Genomic DNA, 22,615 nt, shown 5'->3' on the forward strand with positions numbered 1-22,615 from the left:
TGCGTGGCGTATATCACGCGGCACGGAGGGCGATTTCTCAGCCTCCGGACGTGTCCAGCTCTGCGTCCTCGCTCACTCCGGCACAGTCGTAGGGATCCTTCAACCAGCCGTCCGGCAGGACAACCCGGTTGTTTCCGGACGTCCTGCCCCGCGGGCCGTCCGCACCGTCAGGCCAGGGCTGGTCCAGGTCCAGCTCGCTCAGATGAGCGTCCAGTTCGGCCAGGGAGGAGGTGACGGCGAGCTTGCCGCGCATCTCGGAGCCGACGGCGAAGCCCTTGAGGTACCAGGCGACGTGCTTACGGAAATCGATCACACCGCGCGCCTCGTCGCCGATCCACTCCCCCAGCAGCTGCGCGTGCCGCAGCATCGTGGACGCGACCTCCCGCAGGTTCGGCTTGTGGAAGTCCTCGGGGCGGCCCTCGAAGGCGGCGACGAGGTCGTTGAACAGCCAGGGCCGCCCCAGGCAGCCGCGTCCGACCACCACGCCGTCGCAGCCGGTCTCGCGGACCATGCGCAGCGCGTCCTCGGCGCACCAGATGTCGCCGTTGCCGAGCACCGGGATCTCCGGGACGTGCTCCTTGAGCCGGGCGATGGCCTCCCAGTCGGCGGTGCCGCCGTAGTGCTGGGCGGTGGTGCGGCCGTGCAGGGCGATGGCGGTGATCCCCTCCTCGACGGCGATCCGGCCGGCGTCGAGGTAGGTGAGGTGCTCGTCGGTGATGCCCTTGCGCATCTTCATCGTCACCGGCAGGCCCCCGGCGCCCGCGACCGCCTCGCGCAGGATCGCGCGCAGCAGGTTGCGCTTGTAGGGCAGGGCCGAGCCGCCGCCCTTGCGGGTGACCTTGGGGACCGGGCAGCCGAAGTTGAGGTCGATGTGGTCGGCGCGGTCCTCTTCCACGATCATGCGGACGGCCTTGCCGACGGTCACGGGGTCCACCCCGTACAGCTGAATCGAGCGCGGCTTTTCCGTCGCGTCGAAGTGGATCAGCTGCATGGTCTTCTCGTTGCGCTCGACCAGGGCGCGTGTCGTGATCATCTCGCTCACGAACAGCCCCTTGCCGCCCGAGAACTCGCGGCAGAGCGTACGGAACGGGGCGTTGGTGATGCCTGCCATGGGAGCGAGCACCACGGGGGGCTGCACGGTGTGCGGGCCGATCGCGAGGGGCGGGGGGAGCGTGGTCATCCCTCCATTCTCGCCCACGCGCCGTTCGTTAGTTAGCCGTACTATCGGCGGTATGCATCACACGAGTGTCGTGGATCACATGAGCCGCAGGCGTCGCCTGCTGGTGCTGGCGATCTGCTGCATGAGCCTGCTGATCGTCAGCCTGGACAACACCGTGCTGAACGTGGCGCTGCCCGCGATGCGCCGCGAGTTCCACGCCTCGGTCTCGGGCATGCAGTGGACCATCGACGCCTACACCCTGGTCATCGCCTCGCTCCTGATACTGGCCGGGTCCACGGCGGACCGGATCGGGCGCCGCCGGGTGTTCGCCTGGGGGCTGGTCCTCTTCACGGCGGGGTCGGTGCTCTGCTCACTGGCGCCGGGCCTGGAATGGCTGATCGCCTTCCGGATGCTCCAGGCGGTCGGCGGGGCGATGCTCAATCCCGTCGCCATGTCGATCATCACCAACACCTTCACCGACCCGAGGGAACGTGCCCGCGCCATCGGCGTCTGGGGCGCGGTGGTCGGCATCTCGATGGCCGCGGGTCCCCTGGTCGGCGGGCTGCTGGTGGACTCGGTGGGGTGGCGGTCCATCTTCTGGGTCAACGTGCCGGTGGGGCTGCTCGCCCTGCTGCTGACCCTGCGGCACGTCCCCGAGTCCCGGTCCGAGCGGCCGCGCCGGGCGGACCCGGTGGGGCAGCTGCTGGTGATGGTGCTGCTGGGCGGGGTGACGTACGCGATCATCGAGGCCCCGGCCGAGGGCTGGAGCTCGCCGCCGATCCTCGGGTGTGCGCTGGGTGCGGCGGCCGCGCTGGCCGGGCTCCTGTACTACGAGTCCCGGCGGGCGGACCCGCTGATCGACCCCCGGTTCTTCCGCAGCGCCCCCTTCAGCGGGGCGACCGTGATCGCCGTGAGCACCTTCGCCTCGCTCTCCGGTTTCCTCTTCCTGACCACCCTCTACCTCCAGGAGGTGCGGGGGCTGGGTGCCCTGGACGCCGGGCTGCACATGCTCCCGATGGCCGCGTTCGCCTTCCTGTGCGCGCCGGTGTCGGGGCGGCTGGTCGCCAATTACGGGCCGCGGCCGTCGCTGCTGATCGCGGGGGTGGCCATGGGCGCGAGCGGGCTGCTGTTCGCGGCGTTCTCGGCGGAGACGTCCACGCCGCTGATGTTCACCGGGTACGTGCTGTTCGGCATCGGCTTCGGGCTGGTCAACGCGCCGATCACCAATACGGCGGTGTCCGGGATGCCGCGCGCCCAGGCGGGAGTGGCGGCAGCGGTGGCCTCCACCAGCCGGCAGACCGGCGGGGCGCTGGGCGTGGCCGTGATCGGGGCGGTGCTGGCGGCCGGCACGGCGGGCGGTGCGGACTTCGCGACGGCGACCCGGCCGGCCTGGTGGATCATCACCGGCTGCGCGCTCCTGGTCCTCGTGGTGGGGGCGGTCACCACCGGCCCGTGGGCCCACGCCACCGCGCTGCGCACGGCGCAGTCCTTCGAACCGTCCTCCGCCCCGCCGTCCGCTCCCCCGCCTGCGCAGGCTTCCGGCCCGGCTCCGGGCCCCGGGCCCCGGATGGACGGCGGGCTGCCCCCGGCGGCGGGCCCGGCCCCGGCCGGCTGACCTCCCGCGACGCGCGCGCCCCTGTGCGGCCGGACCCCCTCGGCGGGGGACCGGCCGCACTCGTGTGTCCACGCCCCTCCCCGGACCTCCCCACCCTCACGGATGACAGATATTGAAATCTGTCATCCGTCATGCCATTCTCGTTCCATGACGACGAACGAGAACACCGCAACCGCCACCGCCACCACTTCCGCCCCCGCCCCCATCCGCCGGCTGGGCACCACCGGCCCCGCCGTCTTCTCCCTGGGGCTGGGCTGCATGGGCATGTCCGCCCTCTACGGCGAGGCCGACCGGGCCGAGTCCCTCGCCACCATCCACGCCTACCTGGAGGCCGCCCCGGAGGGGACGAGCACGCTGCTCGACACCGGCGACTTCTACGGCATGGGCCACAACGAACTGCTGATCAACGAGGCCCTGCGCACGGCGCCGACGGCGGCCCGCGAGCAGGCGCTGACCAGCGTCAAGTTCGGTGCGCTGCGTACGGTCGAGGGCGGCTTCACCGGCTACGACGGCCGGCCCGAGGCCGTGAAGAACTTCCTGGCCTACTCGCTCCAGCGGCTCGGCCGGGACCACATCGACATCTACCGGATCGCCCGCGTGGACCCGGACGTCCCGATCGAGGAGACGGTCGGCGCCATCGCCGAGGCCGTCCAGGCCGGGCACGTCCGGCACATCGGCCTCTCGGAGGTCGGCGCGGACACGCTGCGCCGGGCCGCGGCCGTCGCCCCGATCTCGGACCTCCAGATCGAGTACTCCCTGATCTCGCGCGGCATCGAGGACGAGATCCTGCCCACCGCCCGCGAGCTCGGCATAGGCGTCACGGCGTACGGGGTGCTCTCCCGCGGCCTGATCAGCGGGCACTTCACCCGTGAGCGCACCCTGGCCCCCGGCGACTTCCGCGGGATGAGCCCCCGGTTCCAGGGCGACAACCTGCACCGCAACCTCGACCTGGTCGAGGCCCTGCGCAAGGTCGCCGAGGAGAAGGGGGTCACCGTGGCGCAGACCGCCATCGCCTGGGTGCTCTCCCGGGGCGAGGGCATCGTGCCGCTGGTCGGCGCCCGGCGCCGGGACCGCCTCACCGAGGCACTGGGTGCCATGCGGGTGGAGCTGACCGCCACCGACCTCGCCGCCATCGAGCAGGCCGTCCCCGCGGGATCGGCCGCGGGCGAGCGCTACCCGGCGGCGCAGATGGCCCACCTCGACAGTGAGCACTGAGCTGGCGGTACGGTCGTACCCATGCCCTCCGCTGCCGCCGAGCCCCTGACCCCCGAGCGCATCCTCGAAACCACCGAGGAGGTGCTGCGCCGCTTCGGCCCCACCAAGGCGACCGTCGTGGACGTCGCGCGCGCCCTGGGGGTGAGCCACGGCAGTGTCTACCGGCACTTCCCCTCGAAGGCGGCGCTGCGCGAGGCGGTCACGGACCGCTGGCTCGCCAAGAGCGTGGTCATGCTGGAGAAGATCGCCTCGGCGCCCGGGGAACCCGCGCCCTCCAAGCTGGAGGCCTGGCTGGAGGCACTCTTCGAGGCCAAGCGGCACAAGGCGGGCGACGATCCCGAGCTGTTCGCGACGTACACGGTGCTGCTCGGCGAGAACAGCGGGGTGGTCGACGCGCACCTCGGCGAGCTGATCGACCAGCTGACGCGGATCATCGCCGAAGGCGTGACCGCCGGCACCCTGGTCGCGCCCGACGTCCCGGCGGCCGCCCGCGCCGTCTTCGACGCCACGGGCCGGTTCCACGACCCGCAGTACGTGTCGGACTGGCTCTCCCCCACCATCCTCACGGAGTTCGAGGCCGTCACGGCCCTGCTCATTCGGGGCCTGCGCCCCTGAACGCCCCCTGACGGCCCCGGTCGCGGGCCCGGTTGACCGGAATCATCCCTTCCGGACAGCTTGGCGATCATTTGGGGGTATGTCGGCTTGTACATGTCAGTGACGGTTCCTTACGGTCCCCTTACCGCACTCATCACGTACGTCCAGGGGGACCCCTTGTCCACAGCAGCAGCACAGCCCGCACCGCCCGCACGGTCCGGCGGGGCCGCAGCGATCGGCTTGATCCTGACCATCGCGTTCAACGTGGTCGCGCCGATCCTGACCTACAACATCCTCACCGAGGACCACGGCTGGAGCGAGGCCTCGGCGCTGCTGGTCAGCGGCGTCTGGCCGGTGCTCGACAGCGTCATCATGGTGGCCTGGCGCCGCAAGCTGGACGAGTTCGCCGTCATCACCCTGGTGTTCCTGGCGATCACGGCCGTCGTCTCGCTCGTCGGCGCCCAGTCGACCCGGGCCCTGCTGGTCAAGGACTCCGCCGTGACCGGGCTGTTCGGGCTCCTGTGCCTGGCCACGCTGCTCGCGCCGCGTCCGCTGATGTTCTACTTCGGCCGGAAGTTCGGCACCGACGGCACCCCGGCGGGCGTGGCCTACTACAACGGCCTGTGGCAGTACGAGGGCTTCCGCGACGCCCAGCGCCGCATGACGCTGGTGTGGGGCGTGGTCTACATCATCGAGGCGGCGGTCCGCATCGCCCTGTCGTACGTGCTGGACACCTCCACCATGGTGACCCTCAGCCCGTTCATGATCTACGGGACGCTCGGCGGCCTGGCCCTCTGGACGGTCCGCTTCGTCAAGCGCACCAAGGCCGAGGGCGAGAAGCGCGCGGCGGCCGCGGCGGCCGCCGCGGAGGGCTCCGCGGCCTGACGCCCGGAGCGGACGCACGAAGACCGGTGGCCCGGTGCGCGGATCGCGCACCGGGCCACCGGTCTTGCGAGCGGGAACTAGCAGCCGAGCAGACGGCTGCCGAGGTAGCTCTGGATCTGGTCCAGGGAGACGCGCTCCTGCTTCATGGTGTCGCGCTCGCGCACGGTCACCGCATTGTCGTCGAGGGTGTCGAAGTCGACGGTGACGCAGAACGGCGTACCGATCTCGTCCTGACGGCGGTAGCGGCGGCCGATGGCGCCCGCGTCGTCGAACTCGATGTTCCAGTTCTTGCGCAGGTCGGCGGCGAGGCCCTTGGCCTTCGGCGACAGGTTGGCGTTGCGCGAGAGCGGCAGGACGGCGACCTTGACCGGCGCGAGGCGCGGGTCGAAGCGCATGACCGTGCGCTTCTCCATGGCGCCCTTGGCGTTGGGGGCCTCGTCCTCGACGTACGCGTCGAGCATGAAGGCGAGCATGGCGCGGTTGACGCCGGCCGCCGGCTCGATGACGTACGGCGTGTACTTCTCCTGGGCCTCCTGGTCGTAGTAGACCAGGTCCGTGCCGGAGGCCGCGGAGTGCGCCTTCAGGTCGTAGTCGGTGCGGTTGGCCACGCCCTCCAGCTCGGAGAACTCGCTGCCGCCGAAGTTGAAGCGGTACTCGATGTCGGCGGTGCGCTTCGAGTAGTGGGACAGCTTCTCCGCCGGGTGGTCGTACCAGCGCATGTTCTCCTCACGGAGACCCAGGCCGCGGTACCAGTTCCACCGCTCCTGCATCCAGTATTCCTGCCACTGGTCGTCCTCGCCCGGCTTGACGAAGAACTCCATCTCCATCTGCTCGAACTCGCGGGTGCGGAAGATGAAGTTGCCGGGCGTGATCTCGTTGCGGAAGGACTTGCCCATCTGCGCGATGCCGAACGGGGGCTTCTTGCGCGACGAGGTCTGCACCATGGCGAAGTTGGTGAAGATGCCCTGGGCGGTCTCGGGGCGCAGGTACGCCTTCGAGCCGGTGTCCTGGGTCGGGCCGAGGTGGGTCTCCAGCATGCCGGAGAACTGCTTCGGCTCGGTGAACTGGCCCTTCACACCGCAGTGCGGGCAGTTGATGTCGGCCAGGCCGTTCTCGGGGAGGCGGCCGTGCTTGGCCTCGTACGCCTCTTCCAGGTGGTCGGCACGCTGGCGCTTGTGACAGGAGGTGCACTCGGTCAGCGGGTCGGAGAACGTGGCGACGTGGCCCGAGGCCACCCAGACCTCGGGGGCCAGGATCACGGAGGAGTCGAGGCCGACGACGTCCTCACGCCCGGTGACCATGGCCTTCCACCACTGGCGCTTGATGTTCTCCTTGAGCTCGACACCGAGCGGGCCGTAGTCCCAGGCAGCCCTGGAGCCGCCGTAGATGTCACTGCACGGGTAAACGAAGCCACGGCGCTTGCTCAGGCTGACGATGGTTTCGATCTTGTCGGCGGCCACGGTGCTCTCTTCATTACGAGGACGAACGCGAATGCCTCAGGTTACCGGCGCCCGCACCCCCCCTTTCAAATCGGGTATGCCCTTCCGCGGCGCCGGCTACCCCTCCCACCTGGGTTTTTGACAACGGTTTCCATCTTTGATGAAAATGGATGTCATGAACGTACGACGCCTCATACCCACGACCGCCCTCGCCGCCACCGTCGCCCTGGGCGCGACGGCCCTCACCGCCTGCTCCGGCACGGCCGGCGCGGCGGGGTCGTCGGACGGAAAGCTGCACGTCACGGCGTCGTTCTACCCCCTGCAGTTCCTCGCCGAGCAGATAGGCGGGGACCACGTGAAGGTCGACACCCTGACCAAGCCGGGCGTCGAACCGCACGACCTGGAGATCACCCCGAAGCAGACCGGGCAGCTCTCCGAGTCCGACGTGGTCCTCTACCTCAAGTCGCTCCAGCCCGCCGTGGACAAGGCCGTCGCCCAGTCCGGCGTGAAGAACGTCGTGGACGCGGCCACCCTCACCAAGCTCGAAGCGCACGGCACCTCCGGCGAGGGCCACGAGGGCCACGACCACGCCGCCGAGGGCGAGCCCGGGCACGACCACGGCCACGACCACGCCGCCGAGGGAGAGGCCGGCCAGGACCCGCACGTCTGGCTCGACCCCGCCAAGTACGCGGAGATCGCCAAGGGGTTCGGCGCCGCCCTGGAGAAGGCCGACCCCGGCCACGCGGCGGACTACAAGAAGAACACCGACGAACTCGTCGCCAAACTGGGCGCGCTGGACACCGAGTTCAAGGACGGCCTGAAGAACACGGCCTCCAGGACCTTCATCACCACCCACTCCGCCTTCGGCTACCTCGCCGAGCGCTACGGCCTCGACCAGGAGGGCATCTCCGGCGTCGACCCCGAGTCCGAGCCCAGCCCGGCCCGGATGAAGGACCTCCAGGCCATCGCGAAGAAGGACAATGTGACGACCGTGTTCTTCGAGACCCTGGCCAGCGACAAGACGGCCAAGACCCTCGCCCGGGACACGGGCCTGCAGACCGACGTCCTCGACCCGCTCGAGGGCATCACCGACACGTCGCAGGGCGCCGACTACTTCGAGGTCATGCGGTCCAACCTGAAGAACCTCCGGAAGGCGCTCGGAACCAAGTGATGACAGCAGCAACGGAGGCGCGAGCCATGCAGTCAACGCCCCGCCCGGCGGACGAAGACCAGACCGTCATATCCCTGCGCGGGGCCACGGCCTCGCTCGGCTCGCGCCCCGTGCTGCGCGGGGTCGACCTCACCGTCCGCCGCGGCGAGGTCGTCGCCCTGCTCGGCGCCAACGGATCCGGCAAGTCCACGGCCGTCCGCGCCGTCGTCGGCCAGGTCCCCCTCACCGACGGCGCCCTGACCCTCTTCGGCACCGACTTCAAACGCTTCCGCCAGTGGTCGCGCATCGGGTACGTCCCCCAGCGCACCACCGCCGCCAGCGGCGTCCCCGCCACCGTCCGGGAGGTCGTCTCCTCCGGCCGCCTCGCCCGCTCCCGCTTCGGCATCCTGCGCAAGGCCGACAGGGCGGCCGTCGAGCGCGCCCTGGCCCTGGTCGACATGGACGGCTACGCCGACGCGTCGGTCAACGCCCTCTCCGGCGGGCAGCACCAGCGCGTGCTGATCGCCCGGGCCCTCGCCGTCGAACCCGAACTGCTGATCATGGACGAGCCGATGGCCGGCGTGGACCTGGCCAACCAGGAGGTCCTCGCGAGCGCCCTGCGCGAGCAGGTCGCCGCCGGGACCACCGTCCTCCTCGTCCTGCACGAGCTGGGCCCGCTGGAGCCCCTGATCGGCCGCGCCGTCGTCCTGCGCGACGGCTGCGTCGTCCACGACGGCCCGCCCCCGGAGGCCGTCGGGCAGCACGCCCTGCCCGGCCACGACCACGTACACCCCCACGCGGCGCACGACGCCGAGCCCCTGCGGACGGGACTGCTGAGCTGATGGACCTCCTGCACTACGCCTTCATGCAGCGCGCGCTGATCGCCGCCGCGCTCGTCGGCATCACCGCGCCCGCGATCGGCACGTACCTCGTCCAGCGCCGCCAGGCCGTCATGGGCGACGGCATCGGCCACGTCGCCATGACCGGTGTCGCCCTGGGCTTCCTGCTCAACACCAGCCCGGTCTGGATGGCCACCCTGGTCGCCGTCGCCGGCGCGGTCGGCATGGAGCTGATCCGCTCCCGCGGCAAGACCAGCGGCGACATCGCGCTCGCCATGCTCTTCTACGGCGGCCTGGCCGGCGGCGTCATGATCATCAACCTGGCGCCGGGCGGCTCCACCGCCAACCTGAGCAGCTACCTCTTCGGCTCGATCACCACCGTCTCCGCCGAGGACATCACCGCCGTGGTGATCCTCGCCGCGTTCGTCGTCGCCGTCACCATCGGCCTGCGCCGCCAGCTGTTCGCGATCAGCCAGGACGAGGAGTTCGCCCGGGTCACCGGCCTTCCGGTGCGCGCGCTGAACCTGCTGATGGCCGTCACCGCCGCCGTCACGGTCACCGTCGCCATGCGCATCGTGGGCCTGCTGCTGGTCAGCGCCATGATGGTGATCCCCGTCGCCGCCGCCCAGCGGGTCACCCGCGGCTTCGCCGCGACCCTGTCGCTGGCGATGGCGATCGGCGTGGTGGTCTCCCTGAGCGGCACCGCCGCCACCTACTACATCGACGCGCCGTCCGGCGCCACGATCGTGCTGCTCGCGATCGCGGTCTTCATCGTCACGACGGCACTGTCCACGCCACTGGCCAGGCGCCGCGCGAAGGCCTCCCGGGCCGCCGAGGAGGTCTGCGTCCAGGACGACGTGAAGGTCTAGGGCCCTCGGCCGCCTGGCACAATGGCGGGAGGCCGAAACGAGGAGGAACCGGTGGCGACTGCGCCTGGCGAGACGGGTACCGCGCCAGTACGAGGGCGATCCACCCGGCAGCGGGCAGCCGTGGCGGCGGCGCTGGACGAGGTGGACGAGTTCCGCAGCGCCCAGGAGCTGCACGACATGCTCAAGCACCGCGGTGACTCCGTGGGCCTGACCACCGTGTACCGCACCCTGCAGTCCCTCGCGGACGCCGGTGAGGTCGACGTGCTGCGCACCAGTGACGGCGAGTCCGTCTACCGGCGCTGCTCCACCGGCGAGCACCACCACCACCTGGTCTGCCGCAAGTGCGGCAAGGCCGTCGAGGTGGAGGGTCCGGCCGTGGAGAAGTGGGCGGAGTCCATCGCGGCGGAGCACGGCTACGTGAACGTGGCGCACACCGTGGAGATCTTCGGCACCTGCGCCGACTGCGCGGCCGCCGGCTAACCGATCCGGGTCAGGTTCCGGTCGAAGAACGATCGGATCCGGTCGAGATCCCCCGGGGCCGCGGCCGCGCGCTTCGGCAGCCAGCCCAGGTCCCCGTTGAAGAACACGAGGACGAACAGGCCCCGGGTCTCGGCCCAGCCCCGGTACTTGTCCCACTTGTAGGCCACCGCCGTCCCGTCGGGGCGGTGGTTCTGCGTCCCGTGCGCCGTGACCACGAACGTGTACTCGGGGTGCTCCGCGGCCCAGCGGTGCATCCGGCGCGCCCGCCGCCGCAGGTCCAGGCAGTGCCAGACCGCCCCCAGGGCCGTTCCCACCCCGCCCGCCAGGGCCAGGCCGGCCGGGTCCGCCGCACGGCCGTGCTGGGCCGCGATCAGCGCGACCGGCACGGCGGGGAGGGCCACCAGCCACAGCAGCAGCTCCCTGCGGCCCGCGGGCGTCCTCAGGGCGCGCCACCGCAGCACCTCCCACGCGTCGCGGCGCTCCGCGCCGTACCGCAGCTCCACCGCCTGGTCAGTCGTGTCCATGACGGCGGAGCCTAGCGGGGGGTTCAGCTCCCGGTGCCCTCGGGCTGGTTCGGGACCGCGCCGCCGAATCGCCGGTCGCGCTGCGCGTACTCCAGGCAGGCGTCCCAGAGGTTGCGGCGGTCGAAGTCCGGCCACAGCACGTCCTGGAAGACCATCTCGGCGTACGCGCTCTGCCAGATCAGGTAGTTGGAGGTGCGCTGCTCCCCGCTGGGGCGCAGGAACAGGTCCACGTCCGGCATGTCCGGGTAGTAGATGTACTTGGCGAAGGTCTTCTCGTTGACCTTCGACGGGTCCAGCTTGCCGGCGGCCACGTCGCGGGCGATCGCCTGCGCGGCGTCCGCGATCTCCGCGCGCCCGCCGTAGTTGACGCAGAAGTACAGGGTCATGGCGTCGTTGTCGACGGTCTGCTCCTGCGCGATCTGGAGTTCCTGGACGACGGACTTCCACATCTTCGGCATCCGGCCGACCCAGCGGATCCGGATCCCGAGCTCGTTCATCTCGTCGCGGCGGCGCCGGATGACGTCGCGGTTGAAGTTCATCAGGAAGCGGACCTCGTCGGGCGTGCGCTTCCAGTTCTCCGTCGAGAAGGCGTAGAGGGAGAGGTTCTTGACGCCCATCTCCAGGCAGCCCTTGAGCACGTCGAGGACGACGCCCTCGCCGACCTTGTGGCCCTCGGTGCGCGGCAGGCCGCGCTCCTTGGCCCAGCGGCCGTTGCCGTCCATGACGATGGCCACGTGGTTCGGGACCAGCTCGCCGGGGATCTTCGGCGGCCGCGCACCGGACGGGTGCGGCTCGGGAACCTTGTACTCGCGGCGAGAGCGTCCCAGAATCCCGCGTCGTGCCATGTGCCCAGCTCCTATTTCTCGACGTATCGGAGCGAGCGTAGCCCGCGCTCCAGATGCCAGTGCAAATAGGCCGAGACCAGCCCGCTGCCCTCCCGCGCGTGACGGGCCTCGCAGGCGTCGGCGTGCTTCCAGTCGCCCGTCAGCAGGGCGCTGAGCAGGCCGATGGCCTCCGACGAGGGTACGACGGAGCCCGGCACCCGGCAGTCCCCGCATATGACCCCGCCGGCGGCGACGGAGAAGTGCCGGTTGGGGCCGTGGATCCCGCACTTCGCGCAGTCCTCGAAGCTGGGGGCGTAGCCGTTGACGGCGAGGGAGCGCAGCAGGAAGGCGTCGAGGATCAGGTGCGGTTCGTGCTCGCCGCGGGAGAGCGTGCGCAGGGCTCCGACCAGCAGCAGGTACTGCTGTACGGCGGGCTCGCCCTCGTTCTCGGTGAAGCGCTCGGCGGTCTCCAGCATGGCCGTGCCGGCGGTGTAGCGGGCGTAGTCGGTGGCGATGCCGTTGCCGTACGGGGCGATGATCTCGGTCTGGGTGCACAGCGGGAGGCTGCGGCCGACGAGGTCGCTGCCGCGCGCGAAGAACTGCACGTCGGCGTGGGAGAAAGGTTCCAGCCGGGCACCGAACTTGGACTTGGTGCGCCGTACGCCGCGGGCGACGGCCCGGACGCGGCCGTGGCCGCGGGTGAGGAGCGTGATGATGCGGTCCGCCTCACCCAGCTTCTGGGTGCGCAGCACGATGCCGTCGTCGCGGAACAGACTCATGGCCCCATTGTCCCCCGGGCACGGACAGCGCCGACCCCCGCCCGGACCGTGTCCGGGCGGGGGTCGGCACCCCTTGGGAGGATCAGGAGGCGGGCGCACCCGCGTCGTCGGCCTTCTCGGCCGTCTTCTCCGGGGTCGCGGCCTTCCCCGGTGCTGCCTTCTCCGAGGTCGCGGCCTTCTCCGGGGCCGCCTCCTCCGAGGTCGCGGCCTTCTCCGGGGCGGGTGTCGCGGAGGCGGCCTTCTCGGCGCCGGCCGGGGCGGCCGCGGACTGGGCGGGGACCAGGGCCTCGGCCAGCGCCTCGGCCGGGATCCCGGCCTGAGCGGCGGTCTGGGCGTCGTCCTTGGCCAGGCCGTTGAAGATCAGGTTGAGGACGATGGCGGCCGTGGCACCGAGGGTGACACCGCTGTTGAGGAGCGAGGACAGGTCCGGGTCCATGTGCTTGGAGAAGAGGACCGGGACGGTCGCCGGGAGCAGGGCGAAGGCGAGGGAGACGCCGACGACCAGCGCGTTCTTCTCCTCCTTGAGGTCCACCTTGGCCAGGGTCTGGATGCCGGCCAGGGCGACCATGGCGAACATGACGGTCGCGGCGCCGCCGAGGACCCCGTGCGGGACGGCGGCCACGATCGCGGCGGCCTTGGGCAGCAGACCCAAGATGATCATGAAGACGCCTGCGGCGACCACCACGAAGCGGCTCTTGACCTTGGTCATCCGCACCAGGCCGACGTTCTCCGCGAAGGCGACGTACGGGAAGGAGTTCAGGATGCCGCCGAGGGCCGTCGCGGCGCCGTCGGCACGCAGGGCGCGGGCCACGGTCTCGCTGTCGACCTCCTTGCCGACGATGTCGCCGACCGCGTAGGTGTCGCCCGTGGTCTCGACCATGGTGATCAGCATGACGATCAGCATCAGGACGATCGGGAACCACTCGAACTTCGGGATGCCGAAGTGGAAGGGGGTGCTGACGCCGATCCAGCCGGCGTTGCCGACGTCGCCGAACTTCGCGTCCCCGAGGACGAAGGCGACGGCGGTGCCGGCCACCAGTCCGAGGAGGATGGCGATGCTGGAGAGGAACGGCTTGCCGATCTTCATCAGGACGAGGATGAAGAGCATCGTGCCGCCGGCGTAGGCGAAGTTCTCGGGGTCGCCGAAGTCCGGGGTGCCGAGGCCGCCGGCCGCGTCGTTGAGGCCGACCGGGATCAGGACGATGCCGAGCACCGTGATGACGGTGCCGGTGACCACCGGCGGGAAGAGCCTCATGACCGCCCGGAACGCGTTGGCGGGCAGCCAGGCGAAGGCGAAGGTGGCGATACCGGCGGTGATGACCGCTCCGTAGATGACCAGCAGCGCGGCGGTGCCGCCGCCGGCGCCGAGGCCGATGGCGATCATCGGGGACACGGCGGTGAAGGTGACGCCCTGGATCAGCGGCAGTCGCGCCCCGATCCGGCCGATGCCGAAGGCCTGGATGATCGAGGCGATACCGCAGGTGAAGAGGTCCGCGTTGATCAGGTAGACCAGCTGTTCAGGGCTCAGCTTGAGCGCGCTGCCCACGATGATCGGGACGATCACCGCGCCGGCGTAGAAGGCGAGTACGTGCTGGAAGCCGTACAGCGCGAGCTTGGGGAGGGGGAGCACCTCGTCGACCGGGTGCGTGCTCTGCTCTCCGCTAGCGGAAAGCCGGGCGGCGACACGTGCCATCTCTGCCTTGCCCTTCAAGGTAGGTAACTGAGAGGAATCCGGGAGGAATCCGGGAGGAACCTGGTTATCCCTGGGCGGAGTGGGTCGCTAACCCGTTGGTCCGCCGGGGTTGTCAGTGGGAACACGCGAAATCTCGTCGTCGTGTGACCGGAATTGAACGCCTGTGGAAGTGCTCACAGGTATCGTCGACTTCGACAAAGTGTTGACGTTCCAGGACGCTCGATCTGGAGGTTTCTCCAGTGGCGGACGCTCGCGCGGAGGAGTATGGGCCGACGGGTCCCGAACGCCCCGCTCCCCCTGCACACCTGCGAAGTTCCCCGGCCTGACAGGCGATTACCGGGTTCACAAGTATTCGGTCACGCAAATCCGAGGGTCCAATTCCGGCCGTCCGGAATGCGGAAATTTTGTACGGAAGTAGGGGATCCACCTCTTGCACGGACCAAACTACCGGCCGGTTCGCCCCCGCGACGCCGGATCGTTACCTCTCGGAACTCCGCATGCCGGAATTCCGCCCCGGAGAACGTCCGGGCCCGGCGGAAATCCGCCGGGCCCGGACCCTCGTACGAGCTCCTCCTACGGTGCGCGGACCGCCGACAGGAGACCGGCCACCTCGTCCGCGGTCATCCGCAGCGCCGCGCCGACGGTGGTCAGCACCTCGCGCTCGGCCGGGATGTAGGGCCCGTCCGCGAGCGCGATCCGGGCGCCCTGGAGCAGGATCGACTCCCGCCCCGGCCCCGCCAGGTGCGGGGCGAGCGGCTCCAGCGCCTCGTGGAGCTCGATCGACAGCGCGGCCCCGCAGCACTCGGGCCCGTCGTACAGCCCCAGCCGGCCCTCGTCAGTGGCCAGCGCGTCCACGAGGGACTCCAGCTGCTCCGCGGTGCAGTCCTGGAACCCGGCGGCCCGTACGGCCGACACGGCGGCCTCCAGGGCACTGCGCGAGGTGGTCCCGCCCGCCGCGAGCACGGCCAGCGCCACGGTGTGCTGGGCGTCGCGCAGCAAGGCCGAGAAGCGGGTGGTGGTCAGGTGGTCCAGTACGTCGGTGTCGAAGCGCTGCCGGCAGCCCTGGCACTCGACGACCGGCCCGGCCTGGCCGCGCGGCAGCAGCGGCACGCCGAGCACGGTGAAGCGCCGGCGCCCGGTGCGCCTGCGGTAGTTGCGGTCACCGCCGCAGTCGGGGCAGAAGAACTCCCCGTCTCCCACGGTGTTCCAGGTGGTGCGGATGCCCCAGACGGTCAGCTTCCGGCCGTCCCCACCCCGAACTGGCAGCACGTCGCACCTCCATAACCTTCCGGCGGCACCGCCGGGTTGGCGTGATGTTAGCCACATCGGTGAGGCTGCGTCAGTCGTGCGACAAGACAACATCGCGCGGTGCCGGGAGTTGGCCGAAGTGCGCCCCCGGCACTCCGCTTTCCCTACCCTCTGCGGCATGAACGAGAAGTCCTGTCTTGTGACCGGGGCCGCGAGCGGCATCGGCCGGGCCACGGCCCTGCTGCTGGCCCGCTCCGGGGCCCGGGTCACCGCGTCCGACGTCAACGGCCCCGGCCTGGAGTCCCTGCGCGCGCTGCTCGCCGGGGAGGGGCACGGGATCACGACCGTGACCGGTGACGTGTCCGATCCCGAGGCCAACCACGCGATGGTCGCGGCCGCCGTCGCCGCGTACGGGCGGCTCGACGTCGCCGTGGCGAACGCCGGGGTGCTCCCCCTCTCGGACGTACGCGAGACCACCCCGCAGGACTGGGACCACGTCATGGCGGTCGACGGCCGGGGCATGTTCCTGACCTGCAAGTACGCCATCGAGGCGATGACCGCGCAGCGGCCGGCGGGAGGGGCGCTGGTCTGCGTGTCCTCGATCTCGGGGGTGGCCGGGCAGGCCCGCCAGGCCGCGTACGGACCGGCGAAGTTCGTGGCGTCGGGGCTGACCAAGCACCTGGCGGTGGAGTGGGCGGCGCACGGGATCCGCGTCAACGCGGTGGCCCCCGGAACCATCCGCACGGAGCGGGTGCTGGCGCTGGACGACGAGCCGGGCGGCCCGGAGTACCTGGCGGAGGTCAGGGCGGCCCACCCGATGGGCCGGCTCGGCGAGCCGGAGGAGGTGGCCCGCGTCATCGCCTTCCTGGCCTCCGACGCGGCCTCCTTCGTTACCGGCGTGGTCCTGCCGGTGGACGGCGGCTACCTGGCCCGCTGAGCGGCGCCGGGAACGACGCGGCCCCGCCCCTCCGGCGGGAGGGGCGGGGCCGCGTACGGGTGAACTAGCGGCCCGCGCGGTTGACGGCGGAGATGACCGCCTTCAGGGAGGCGCGGGTGGTGTTGGCGTCGATGCCGATGCCCCACAGGACCCGGCCGTCGATCGCGCACTCGATGTACGAGGCGGCCACGGCGGATGCGCCCTCGCTCATCGTGTGCTCGGTGTAGTCCAGCAGGCGGGCGTCGACGCCGATGCCGGCCAGCGCGTCGAAGAAGGCCGAGATCGGACCGTTGCCGGTGCCGTTCAGGACCGTCTCGACGCCGTCCACGACCGCCTCGACGGTCAGCGTGTCGGTGCCGTCCTTGTCGGTGGCGGTGGAGCCGGAGCGCAGCTGGATGCGGCCCCACGGGTTCTCGGGGTTGGGCAGGTACTCGTCCGAGAAGACGTCCCAGATCGCCTTCGGCGTGACCTCGCCGCCCTCGGCGTCGGTCTTGGCCTGGATGATCCGCGAGAACTCGATCTGCATGCGGCGCGGCAGGTCCAGCTTGTGGTCGTTCTTCAGGACGTACGCGATGCCGCCCTTGCCGGACTGCGAGTTGACCCGGATGACCGCCTCGTAGGAGCGGCCGACGTCCTTCGGGTCGATCGGCAGGTACGGGACCGCCCACTCGATGTCGTCCACGGTCTTGCCCTGGGCGGCCGCGTCGGCCTCCATGGCGTCGAAGCCCTTCTTGATGGCGTCCTGGTGGGAGCCGGAAAAGGCGGTGTAGACCAGGTCGCCCGCGTAGGGGTGGCGCGGGTGGACCTCCATCTGGTTGCAGTACTCGCTGGTGCGGCGGATCTCGTCGATCTGGGAGAAGTCGATCTGCGGGTCGATGCCCTGGGAGAACAGGTTCATGCCCAGGGTGATCAGGTCGACGTTGCCGGTGCGCTCGCCCTGGCCGAACAGGCAGCCCTCGATGCGGTCGGCGCCGGCCATCAGCGCCAGCTCGGCGGCGGCGACGGCGGTGCCGCGGTCGTTGTGCGGGTGCACGGAGATGCAGACGTGCTCGCGGCGGGTCAGGTTGCGGGCCATCCACTCGAAGCGGTCCGCGTGGGTGGACGGCGTCGAGCGCTCCACGGTGGCGGGCAGGTTCAGGATGATCTCGCGGCCCTCGCCCGGCTGCCAGACGTCGCAGACGGCCTCGCAGACCTCCAGGGCGAAGTCCAGCTCGGTGTCGGTGAAGATCTCCGGGCTGTACTGGTAGCCGAAGACGGTCTCGGGGCCCAGCAGCTTCTCGGCGTACTCCATGACCAGGCGGGTGCCGTCCACGGCGATCTGCTTGATCTGCTCCTTGGAGCCGCGGAAGACGACCCGGCGGAAGGTCGGGGCCGTCGCGTTGTACAGGTGCACGGTGGCGCGCTTGGCGCCGACCAGCGACTCGACGGTCCGCTCGATCAGGTCCTCGCGGGCCTGGGTCAGTACGGAGATGGTGACGTCGTCCGGGATCGCGCCCTCTTCGATGATGGAGCGCACGAAGGCGAAGTCGGTCTCGCCGGAGGAGGGGAAGCCGACCTCGATCTCCTTGTAGCCCATGCGCACCAGCAGGTCGAACATCTCGCGCTTGCGGGCGGGGGTCATCGGGTCGATCAGCGACTGGTTGCCGTCGCGCAGGTCGGTGGAGAGCCAGCGGGGAGCCTTGGTGACGCGGGCGTCCGGCCAGGTGCGGTCGGGGATGTCCACCTGCTCGTACCGGCCGTACTTGTGGATCGGCATCCCGGAGGGCTTCTGGGTGTGGGTCGCGTTCGTGATGGGCGTGGGGCGACCGACAAAAGTGTGCTGGCTCATGGCGTTGGGCTCCTCGCGTGGTCCGCGTGTAGTTCGCTGAACGGCCGACGGCGGTCGTAAAAACCGCAACACCAAACTCCGCGGGGAGGGGGCCGGCCTACGACTACAGACCCTCGCCGCGGCAGCTAAGGAGAAGCAGCCCGAAACGCATGATGGGCCGAGCCTAACCGAGCCGCGCCGTATCGCGAGGACCTGTTTCAGTATGCAAGACCCGGGTGCCCGATTTGCACCCTTTGTGAGCTACGACTCCTTCCGTGCGTCCAGGTCAGGGTGATCCGTCAACACGGCGCGTCAGGTTTGAGACAACCGAATGAATCATGGTCGCCGGTAGTGACAGCGTCATGACCCACTGCCACATTGCCGTGCATGGATGCCTTCATTTCCCCTGTCCACACCCCCCGCCGCCCCGTCTTCTGCACCGTCGTGCCGCCGCACCTGCTCCGCAAGGCCGCCCAGTCCGCGGACGGCGCACGGGCCGACGCCGCCCTGCGCACCCTCGAACACGACAGCGGCCTGCGCGAGCGCCGCCAGGTCAACGCCCTCAGGGGGATCGTCCCGTCCCTGGCCGACGCGCCCGCCGAAGGGCCCGCCCGGACGATCTACGACGCCCAGCACCGCACCCGGCTGCCCGGGAAGAAGGTCCGCGCGGAAGGCTCCGAACCGGTCAAGGACGCCACCGCCAACCGCGCCTACGCCGGGCTCGGCGCGACCTACGAACTGTTCCTGAAGGCCTTCGGACGCCACTCCATCGACGACTCCGGGCTGCCGCTGGACGCGACCGTCCACTACGGCCAGGACTACAACAACGCCTTCTGGGACGGCCGCCAGATGGTCTTCGGCGACGGCGACGGCGACCTCTTCCTCGACTTCACGGTGTCGGTGGACGTCATCGGGCACGAGCTGGCCCACGGCGTCACCCAGTACACGGCCAACCTCGACTACCACGGCCAGTCCGGGGCGCTCAACGAGTCCATGTCGGACGTCTTCGGCTCGCTGATCAAGCAGTACTCCCTGGACCAGACCGCCGACCAGGCGGACTGGCTGATCGGCGCCGGGCTGCTGGGGCCGAACGTCACCGGCGTCGCGCTGCGCTCCATGAAGGCGCCGGGCACCGCGTACGACGACGACGAGCTCGGCAAGGACCCGCAGCCCGCGAGCATGGACGACTACGTCAACACCTCGCGCGACAACGGCGGCGTCCACATCAATTCCGGTATCCCCAACCACGCCTTCTACATCGCGGCCACCGAGCTGGGCGGAAAGGCCTGGGAGCGGGCCGGGCGGATCTGGTACGACACGCTGACCGGCGGACAGCTGGGCGAGAAGGCCTCCTTCAAGGACTTCGCCCGGCTGTCGACGGCCGCCGCCGTCGCCCGCTACGGCGAGGGCGGCGCGGAGCACCAGGCCCTCCAGAAGGCCTGGTCGGCCGTCGGCCTGGCCTAGGCCGTCCCGCTCCGATAGAAGGGCACCATGCGGATCGAAGTGGTGCGGACGGGTGGTTTCGCGGGGATCGAGCGCCGGGCCGAGGTGGACACCTCGGGCCGGCCCGACGAGGAGGAGTGGCAGGCGCTGGCCCTGCTGGCGATGCGCCCGGACCCCCGGGCCGGCCAGGGGCCGGGCGGGGTGCGGGACGGGTTCTCGTACCGGATCACGGTGGACGGGCGGACGGTGTCCTGCCAGGACCCCCACCTGTCGGACGCCCAGCGCAGCCTGGTCTCCCGGGTGCTCAAGGAGGGTGCTTAGGCACGCTCCGGGAAAGGGGATGCCCAGGCCGTGGCGGTCCTGCTTGGATGGCGGGATGACTGAAACGATCTTGGCCGCCCTGGAGCGGTACTACGACGCCGTCCCCCGCCGGGGCGGTGCGCGGGGCGAGGACTTCGGGCCGCTGACCCTGTTCGTGCAGGAAGGGCAGGGCTGGCAGTACTACGCGCGGCCCGCGCTCGGCGGCGCCGACGCGACCGCCGCCGACGTGCTCAAGGTGCTGGAGAGGCAGCGGGAGCTGAAGGTGCCGGAGTCCTTCGAATGGGTGGCCGAAACCACCCCCTCGCTGCGGGCCGCCGTCGAGGCCGCGGGGCTGCACGTCCACGCCCACCCCCTCATGGCGCTGGACGCCGGCGCCGAGCCGCTCCCGCCGCATCCCGAGGTCCGGCTGCTCGGCGCCGACGACCCGCTGCTCACAAGAACAAAAATAACCCGTACCGGCGCTGGCCTTCGGCGAGCCCGGGCACCGCCCTGGGCACGGCGGGCCCGGCGGAGCTCGCGGCGGCCGTGGCGGATTGGGGGCCGAGGAGCACCGGGCCCGCGTGTCGGCGATGCTCGGGGACGGGCGCACCGCGATGGCCGCCGCCGTGCGCGACGGGCTGGTGCTCTGCTCCGGCCAGTACAACCCGGTCGGCGACGTCGCCGAGGTCGTCGGCGTCGGCACCCTGCCCACCGCCCGCCGCCAGGGGCTGGCCCTCGGGGTGACCGCGGCACTGGTCGCCGAGGCCCGCGCCCGGGGCGCCCGTACGGTCTTCCTGTCGGCCGGGGACGAGGACGTGGCCCGGATCTACGCCCGCGCCGGGTTCCGGCGGGTGGGCACCGCCCTGATAGCTGAGCCGGCGGCGGGCTGACCCGGGGGGGTCCCCAGTGGCGGCTGGGGGAGGTTGCCGGTTCGGCAACGGAAGTTGCCCGGGCGGCGGCCGCGGCGCAGCATCGGCCGTACCGGCAGACCCTCCCCCAGCCACCGCTGGGGGACCCTTATGGAAGAGGCCCCCGTGTCCCAGCACCAGCATCAGCACGAGCACCAGGAGAAGCACCCCGACGGCGCGAGCGAGGGCTGGTGGGACGCCCGCTACCGCGAGAGCGACCGCATCTGGAGCGGCAGGCCCAACGAGGTCCTGGTCCGCGAGGCCTCCGGCCTCACCCCCGGCCGCGCCCTCGACCTCGGCTGCGGCGAAGGCGCCGACGCCGTGTGGCTGGCCCGGCAGGGCTGGCGCGTCACCGGCACCGACATCTCCGGGGTGGCCCTCGCGCGGGCGGCCGGGCACGCCGCCGAGGCCGGGCTCGGCGACCGCGTCGACTGGCAGCGGCACGACCTGGCCGAGTCCTTCCCCGACGGGGAGTTCGACCTGGTCTCCGCGTGCTTCCTGCACTCGTACGGGGACTTCCCGCGCGAGCGGATCCTGCGCACGGCCGCCTCCGCCGTGGCCCCCGGCGGGATCCTGCTCATCGCCGGCCACGCGGGCGGGCCGTCCTGGGACCCGGACGCGCACGCCGACGTCCGCTTCCCGACCCCGGACGAGGTGCTCGCGGACCTGGAGCTGCCGGAGGGCGCCTGGGAGGTGCTGCTCTCGGCCGAGCACGAGCAGGCCCTGACGGCCCCCGACGGCCGGCCGGGGACCCGCAAGGACAACGCGCTGAAGCTGCGGCGCGTGCCGTAGCCGGAGCTCCGGGCTCTGGCCTCCGGGTCAGGGGGTCCGGGGCGGGGCTAGAAGCCGAGCTTGCGGAGCTGCTTGGGGTCGCGCTGCCAGTCCTTGGCGACCTTCACGTGCAGGTCGAGGAAGACCGGCGTGCCGAGCAGCGCCTCGATGTGCTTGCGCGACTTCATGCCGACCTCCTTCAGGCGCGAGCCCTTCGGGCCGATGATGATGCCCTTCTGGCTGGGGCGCTCGATGTAGACGTTGGCGTGGATGTCCAGCAGCGGCCGGTCCGCGGGCCGGTTCTCGCGCGGGATCATCTCCTCGACGACGACGGCGATGGAGTGCGGCAGCTCGTCGCGCACCCCCTCCAGGGCGGCCTCGCGGATCAGCTCCGCGACCATCACCATCTCGGGCTCGTCGGTGAGGTCGCCCTCCGGGTACAGCGGGGGGCTCTCGGGCAGCAGCGGCGCGATCAGGTCGGCCAGCAGCTGCACCTGGGTGTCGCCGACCGCCGAGACGGGCACGATCTCGGCCCACTCGATGCCGAGCTCGGCGCCGAGCTGGTGGATGGCGAGGAGCTGTTCGGCCAGCTGCTTGGACTCGACCAGGTCGGTCTTCGTGACGATGGCGATCTTGGGGGTCTTCTTGATCCCCGCGAGCTCCTTGGCGATGAACTTGTCGCCGGGGCCGAGCTTCTGGTCGGCGGGCAGGCAGAAGCCGATGACGTCGACCTCGGCCCAGGTGGTGCGCACGACGTCGTTGAGGCGCTCGCCGAGCAGCGTGCGCGGCTTGTGCAGACCGGGGGTGTCGACCAGGACCAGCTGCGCGTCCGGGCGGTGCACGATGCCGCGGACGGTGTGGCGGGTGGTCTGCGGCCGGTTGGAGGTGATCGCGACCTTGGTGCCCACGAGCGCGTTGGTCAGGGTCGACTTGCCCGCGTTGGGGCGGCCGACGAAGCAGGCGAAGCCCGCGCGGTGCGGGGCGGTGGGCTCGGGGGAACGATCGCTCATACGGGCCATTCTCCCCGATGCGGCCCCCCGCGCCGACCAGGCTCCCGCCGACGCCCCCGGAGGCGCCGCCCGCTGCGCGGCGTACCGCGCCCCTGCCGGGGGCCGGGCGGCCCGGACCCCTTCTGG

General features: G+C 71.0%; 22 protein-coding genes. 13 read left to right on the forward strand and 9 right to left on the reverse strand.

Translation table 11 applies throughout. From position 1 onward, the window contains the following. Positions 1–37: 37 nt before the first annotated feature. A complete protein-coding gene (dusB, locus tag SSNG_RS11335; RefSeq protein ID WP_042800870.1) occupies positions 38–1,180 on the reverse strand; it encodes a tRNA dihydrouridine synthase DusB in 1,143 nt (380 codons plus the stop codon). A gap of 52 nt (positions 1,181–1,232) precedes the next feature. Between dusB and SSNG_RS11340 the strand changes: the two genes are divergently transcribed. From SSNG_RS11340 to SSNG_RS11355, 4 genes are all read left to right on the forward strand, one after another. Next, a complete protein-coding gene (locus SSNG_RS11340) occupies positions 1,233–2,774 on the forward strand; it encodes an MFS transporter (RefSeq protein WP_241695025.1) in 1,542 nt (513 codons plus the stop codon). A gap of 147 nt (positions 2,775–2,921) precedes the next feature. After that, positions 2,922–3,989: an aldo/keto reductase gene (locus SSNG_RS11345; protein ID WP_007263964.1), complete on the forward strand. Its 1,068-nt coding sequence runs from the start codon at positions 2,922–2,924 to the stop codon at positions 3,987–3,989. A 21-nt stretch (positions 3,990–4,010) separates the two neighbouring features. After that, on the forward strand, positions 4,011–4,604 hold the full coding sequence (locus SSNG_RS11350; RefSeq protein WP_007263965.1) for a TetR family transcriptional regulator: 594 nt from the start codon (positions 4,011–4,013) through the stop codon (positions 4,602–4,604). A gap of 156 nt (positions 4,605–4,760) precedes the next feature. After that, positions 4,761–5,468, forward strand: a complete 708-nt coding sequence (locus tag SSNG_RS11355) for a VC0807 family protein (protein WP_042800871.1) — start codon at positions 4,761–4,763, stop codon at positions 5,466–5,468. A gap of 77 nt (positions 5,469–5,545) precedes the next feature. Here the strand turns inward: SSNG_RS11355 and SSNG_RS11360 are convergent, their stop codons facing one another. Beyond that, positions 5,546–6,928: a glycine--tRNA ligase gene (locus tag SSNG_RS11360; RefSeq protein ID WP_007263967.1), complete on the reverse strand. Its 1,383-nt coding sequence runs from the start codon at positions 6,926–6,928 to the stop codon at positions 5,546–5,548. A 154-nt stretch (positions 6,929–7,082) separates the two neighbouring features. Between SSNG_RS11360 and SSNG_RS11365 the strand changes: the two genes are divergently transcribed. The 4 genes from SSNG_RS11365 to SSNG_RS11380 are packed head-to-tail and all read left to right on the forward strand — an operon-like array spanning position 7,083 to position 10,245. Continuing rightward, the gene (locus SSNG_RS11365; protein WP_042800872.1) at positions 7,083–8,078 is read left to right on the forward strand and encodes a metal ABC transporter substrate-binding protein; all 996 of its coding nucleotides are present in this window, start codon (positions 7,083–7,085) and stop codon (positions 8,076–8,078) included. A 26-nt stretch (positions 8,079–8,104) separates the two neighbouring features. Next, positions 8,105–8,899, forward strand: coding sequence for a metal ABC transporter ATP-binding protein (locus tag SSNG_RS11370; RefSeq protein ID WP_007263969.1), 795 nt, complete (start codon positions 8,105–8,107; stop codon positions 8,897–8,899). Then, positions 8,899–9,765, forward strand: a complete 867-nt coding sequence (locus SSNG_RS11375; RefSeq protein WP_042800873.1) for a metal ABC transporter permease — start codon at positions 8,899–8,901, stop codon at positions 9,763–9,765. Before SSNG_RS11370 ends, SSNG_RS11375 begins: the two co-directional genes overlap by 1 nt. A 51-nt stretch (positions 9,766–9,816) precedes the next feature. Next, complete coding sequence (locus SSNG_RS11380; RefSeq protein WP_007263971.1) at positions 9,817–10,245, forward strand: transcriptional repressor; 429 nt, start codon at positions 9,817–9,819, stop codon at positions 10,243–10,245. Here SSNG_RS11380 and SSNG_RS11385 read toward each other — a convergent pair. The 5 genes from SSNG_RS11385 to SSNG_RS11405 form a co-directional block, all read right to left on the reverse strand. Next, positions 10,242–10,769, reverse strand: coding sequence for a YcxB family protein (locus SSNG_RS11385; protein WP_042800874.1), 528 nt, complete (start codon positions 10,767–10,769; stop codon positions 10,242–10,244). The genes SSNG_RS11380 and SSNG_RS11385 overlap by 4 nt on opposite strands. Before the next feature lie 23 nt (positions 10,770–10,792). Beyond that, on the reverse strand, positions 10,793–11,614 hold the full coding sequence (locus SSNG_RS11390; protein WP_007263973.1) for an isoprenyl transferase: 822 nt from the start codon (positions 11,612–11,614) through the stop codon (positions 10,793–10,795). 11 nt (positions 11,615–11,625) lie between these two features. Further along, positions 11,626–12,372, reverse strand: coding sequence for a DNA repair protein RecO (gene recO, locus SSNG_RS11395; RefSeq protein ID WP_007263974.1), 747 nt, complete (start codon positions 12,370–12,372; stop codon positions 11,626–11,628). 82 nt (positions 12,373–12,454) lie between these two features. Beyond that, on the reverse strand, positions 12,455–14,065 hold the full coding sequence (locus SSNG_RS11400) for a nucleobase:cation symporter-2 family protein (protein WP_042800875.1): 1,611 nt from the start codon (positions 14,063–14,065) through the stop codon (positions 12,455–12,457). A 573-nt stretch (positions 14,066–14,638) separates the two neighbouring features. Beyond that, positions 14,639–15,334 carry a TerB family tellurite resistance protein gene (locus tag SSNG_RS11405; protein ID WP_007263976.1) on the reverse strand — a complete coding sequence of 232 codons (696 nt, stop codon included), beginning with the start codon at positions 15,332–15,334 and terminating at the stop codon, positions 14,639–14,641. Positions 15,335–15,491: 157 nt separating this feature from the next. Here SSNG_RS11405 and SSNG_RS11410 point away from each other — a divergent pair, with 157 nt between their 5' ends. Then, the gene (locus SSNG_RS11410) at positions 15,492–16,250 is read left to right on the forward strand and encodes an SDR family NAD(P)-dependent oxidoreductase (protein WP_007263977.1); all 759 of its coding nucleotides are present in this window, start codon (positions 15,492–15,494) and stop codon (positions 16,248–16,250) included. A gap of 64 nt (positions 16,251–16,314) precedes the next feature. Here SSNG_RS11410 and leuA read toward each other — a convergent pair whose 3' ends face one another. Further along, on the reverse strand, positions 16,315–18,078 hold the full coding sequence (gene leuA / locus SSNG_RS11415; RefSeq protein ID WP_007263978.1) for a 2-isopropylmalate synthase: 1,764 nt from the start codon (positions 18,076–18,078) through the stop codon (positions 16,315–16,317). Between the two features lie 366 nt (positions 18,079–18,444). Here leuA and SSNG_RS11420 point away from each other — a divergent pair, with 366 nt between their 5' ends. The 4 genes from SSNG_RS11420 (at position 18,445) to SSNG_RS11435 (ending at position 21,500) form a co-directional block, all read left to right on the forward strand. Beyond that, on the forward strand, positions 18,445–19,521 hold the full coding sequence (locus tag SSNG_RS11420; protein WP_007263979.1) for a M4 family metallopeptidase: 1,077 nt from the start codon (positions 18,445–18,447) through the stop codon (positions 19,519–19,521). Between the two features lie 27 nt (positions 19,522–19,548). Next, on the forward strand, positions 19,549–19,821 hold the full coding sequence (locus SSNG_RS11425; RefSeq protein ID WP_007263980.1) for a protealysin inhibitor emfourin: 273 nt from the start codon (positions 19,549–19,551) through the stop codon (positions 19,819–19,821). Positions 19,822–20,390: 569 nt separating this feature from the next. Next, positions 20,391–20,690, forward strand: a complete 300-nt coding sequence (locus tag SSNG_RS43695) for a GNAT family N-acetyltransferase (RefSeq protein ID WP_241695222.1) — start codon at positions 20,391–20,393, stop codon at positions 20,688–20,690. 144 nt (positions 20,691–20,834) lie between these two features. Beyond that, positions 20,835–21,500 carry a class I SAM-dependent methyltransferase gene (locus SSNG_RS11435; protein WP_241695026.1) on the forward strand — a complete coding sequence of 222 codons (666 nt, stop codon included), beginning with the start codon at positions 20,835–20,837 and terminating at the stop codon, positions 21,498–21,500. Positions 21,501–21,547: 47 nt separating this feature from the next. Here SSNG_RS11435 and era read toward each other — a convergent pair whose 3' ends face one another. Continuing rightward, on the reverse strand, positions 21,548–22,489 hold the full coding sequence (era, locus tag SSNG_RS11440; RefSeq protein ID WP_042800876.1) for a GTPase Era: 942 nt from the start codon (positions 22,487–22,489) through the stop codon (positions 21,548–21,550). Between the last annotated feature and the right edge of the window lie 126 nt (positions 22,490–22,615).

Origin of the sequence: Streptomyces sp. C (assembly GCF_000158895.1) — a bacterium.
Lineage (GTDB): Bacteria > Actinomycetota > Actinomycetes > Streptomycetales > Streptomycetaceae > Streptomyces > Streptomyces racemochromogenes.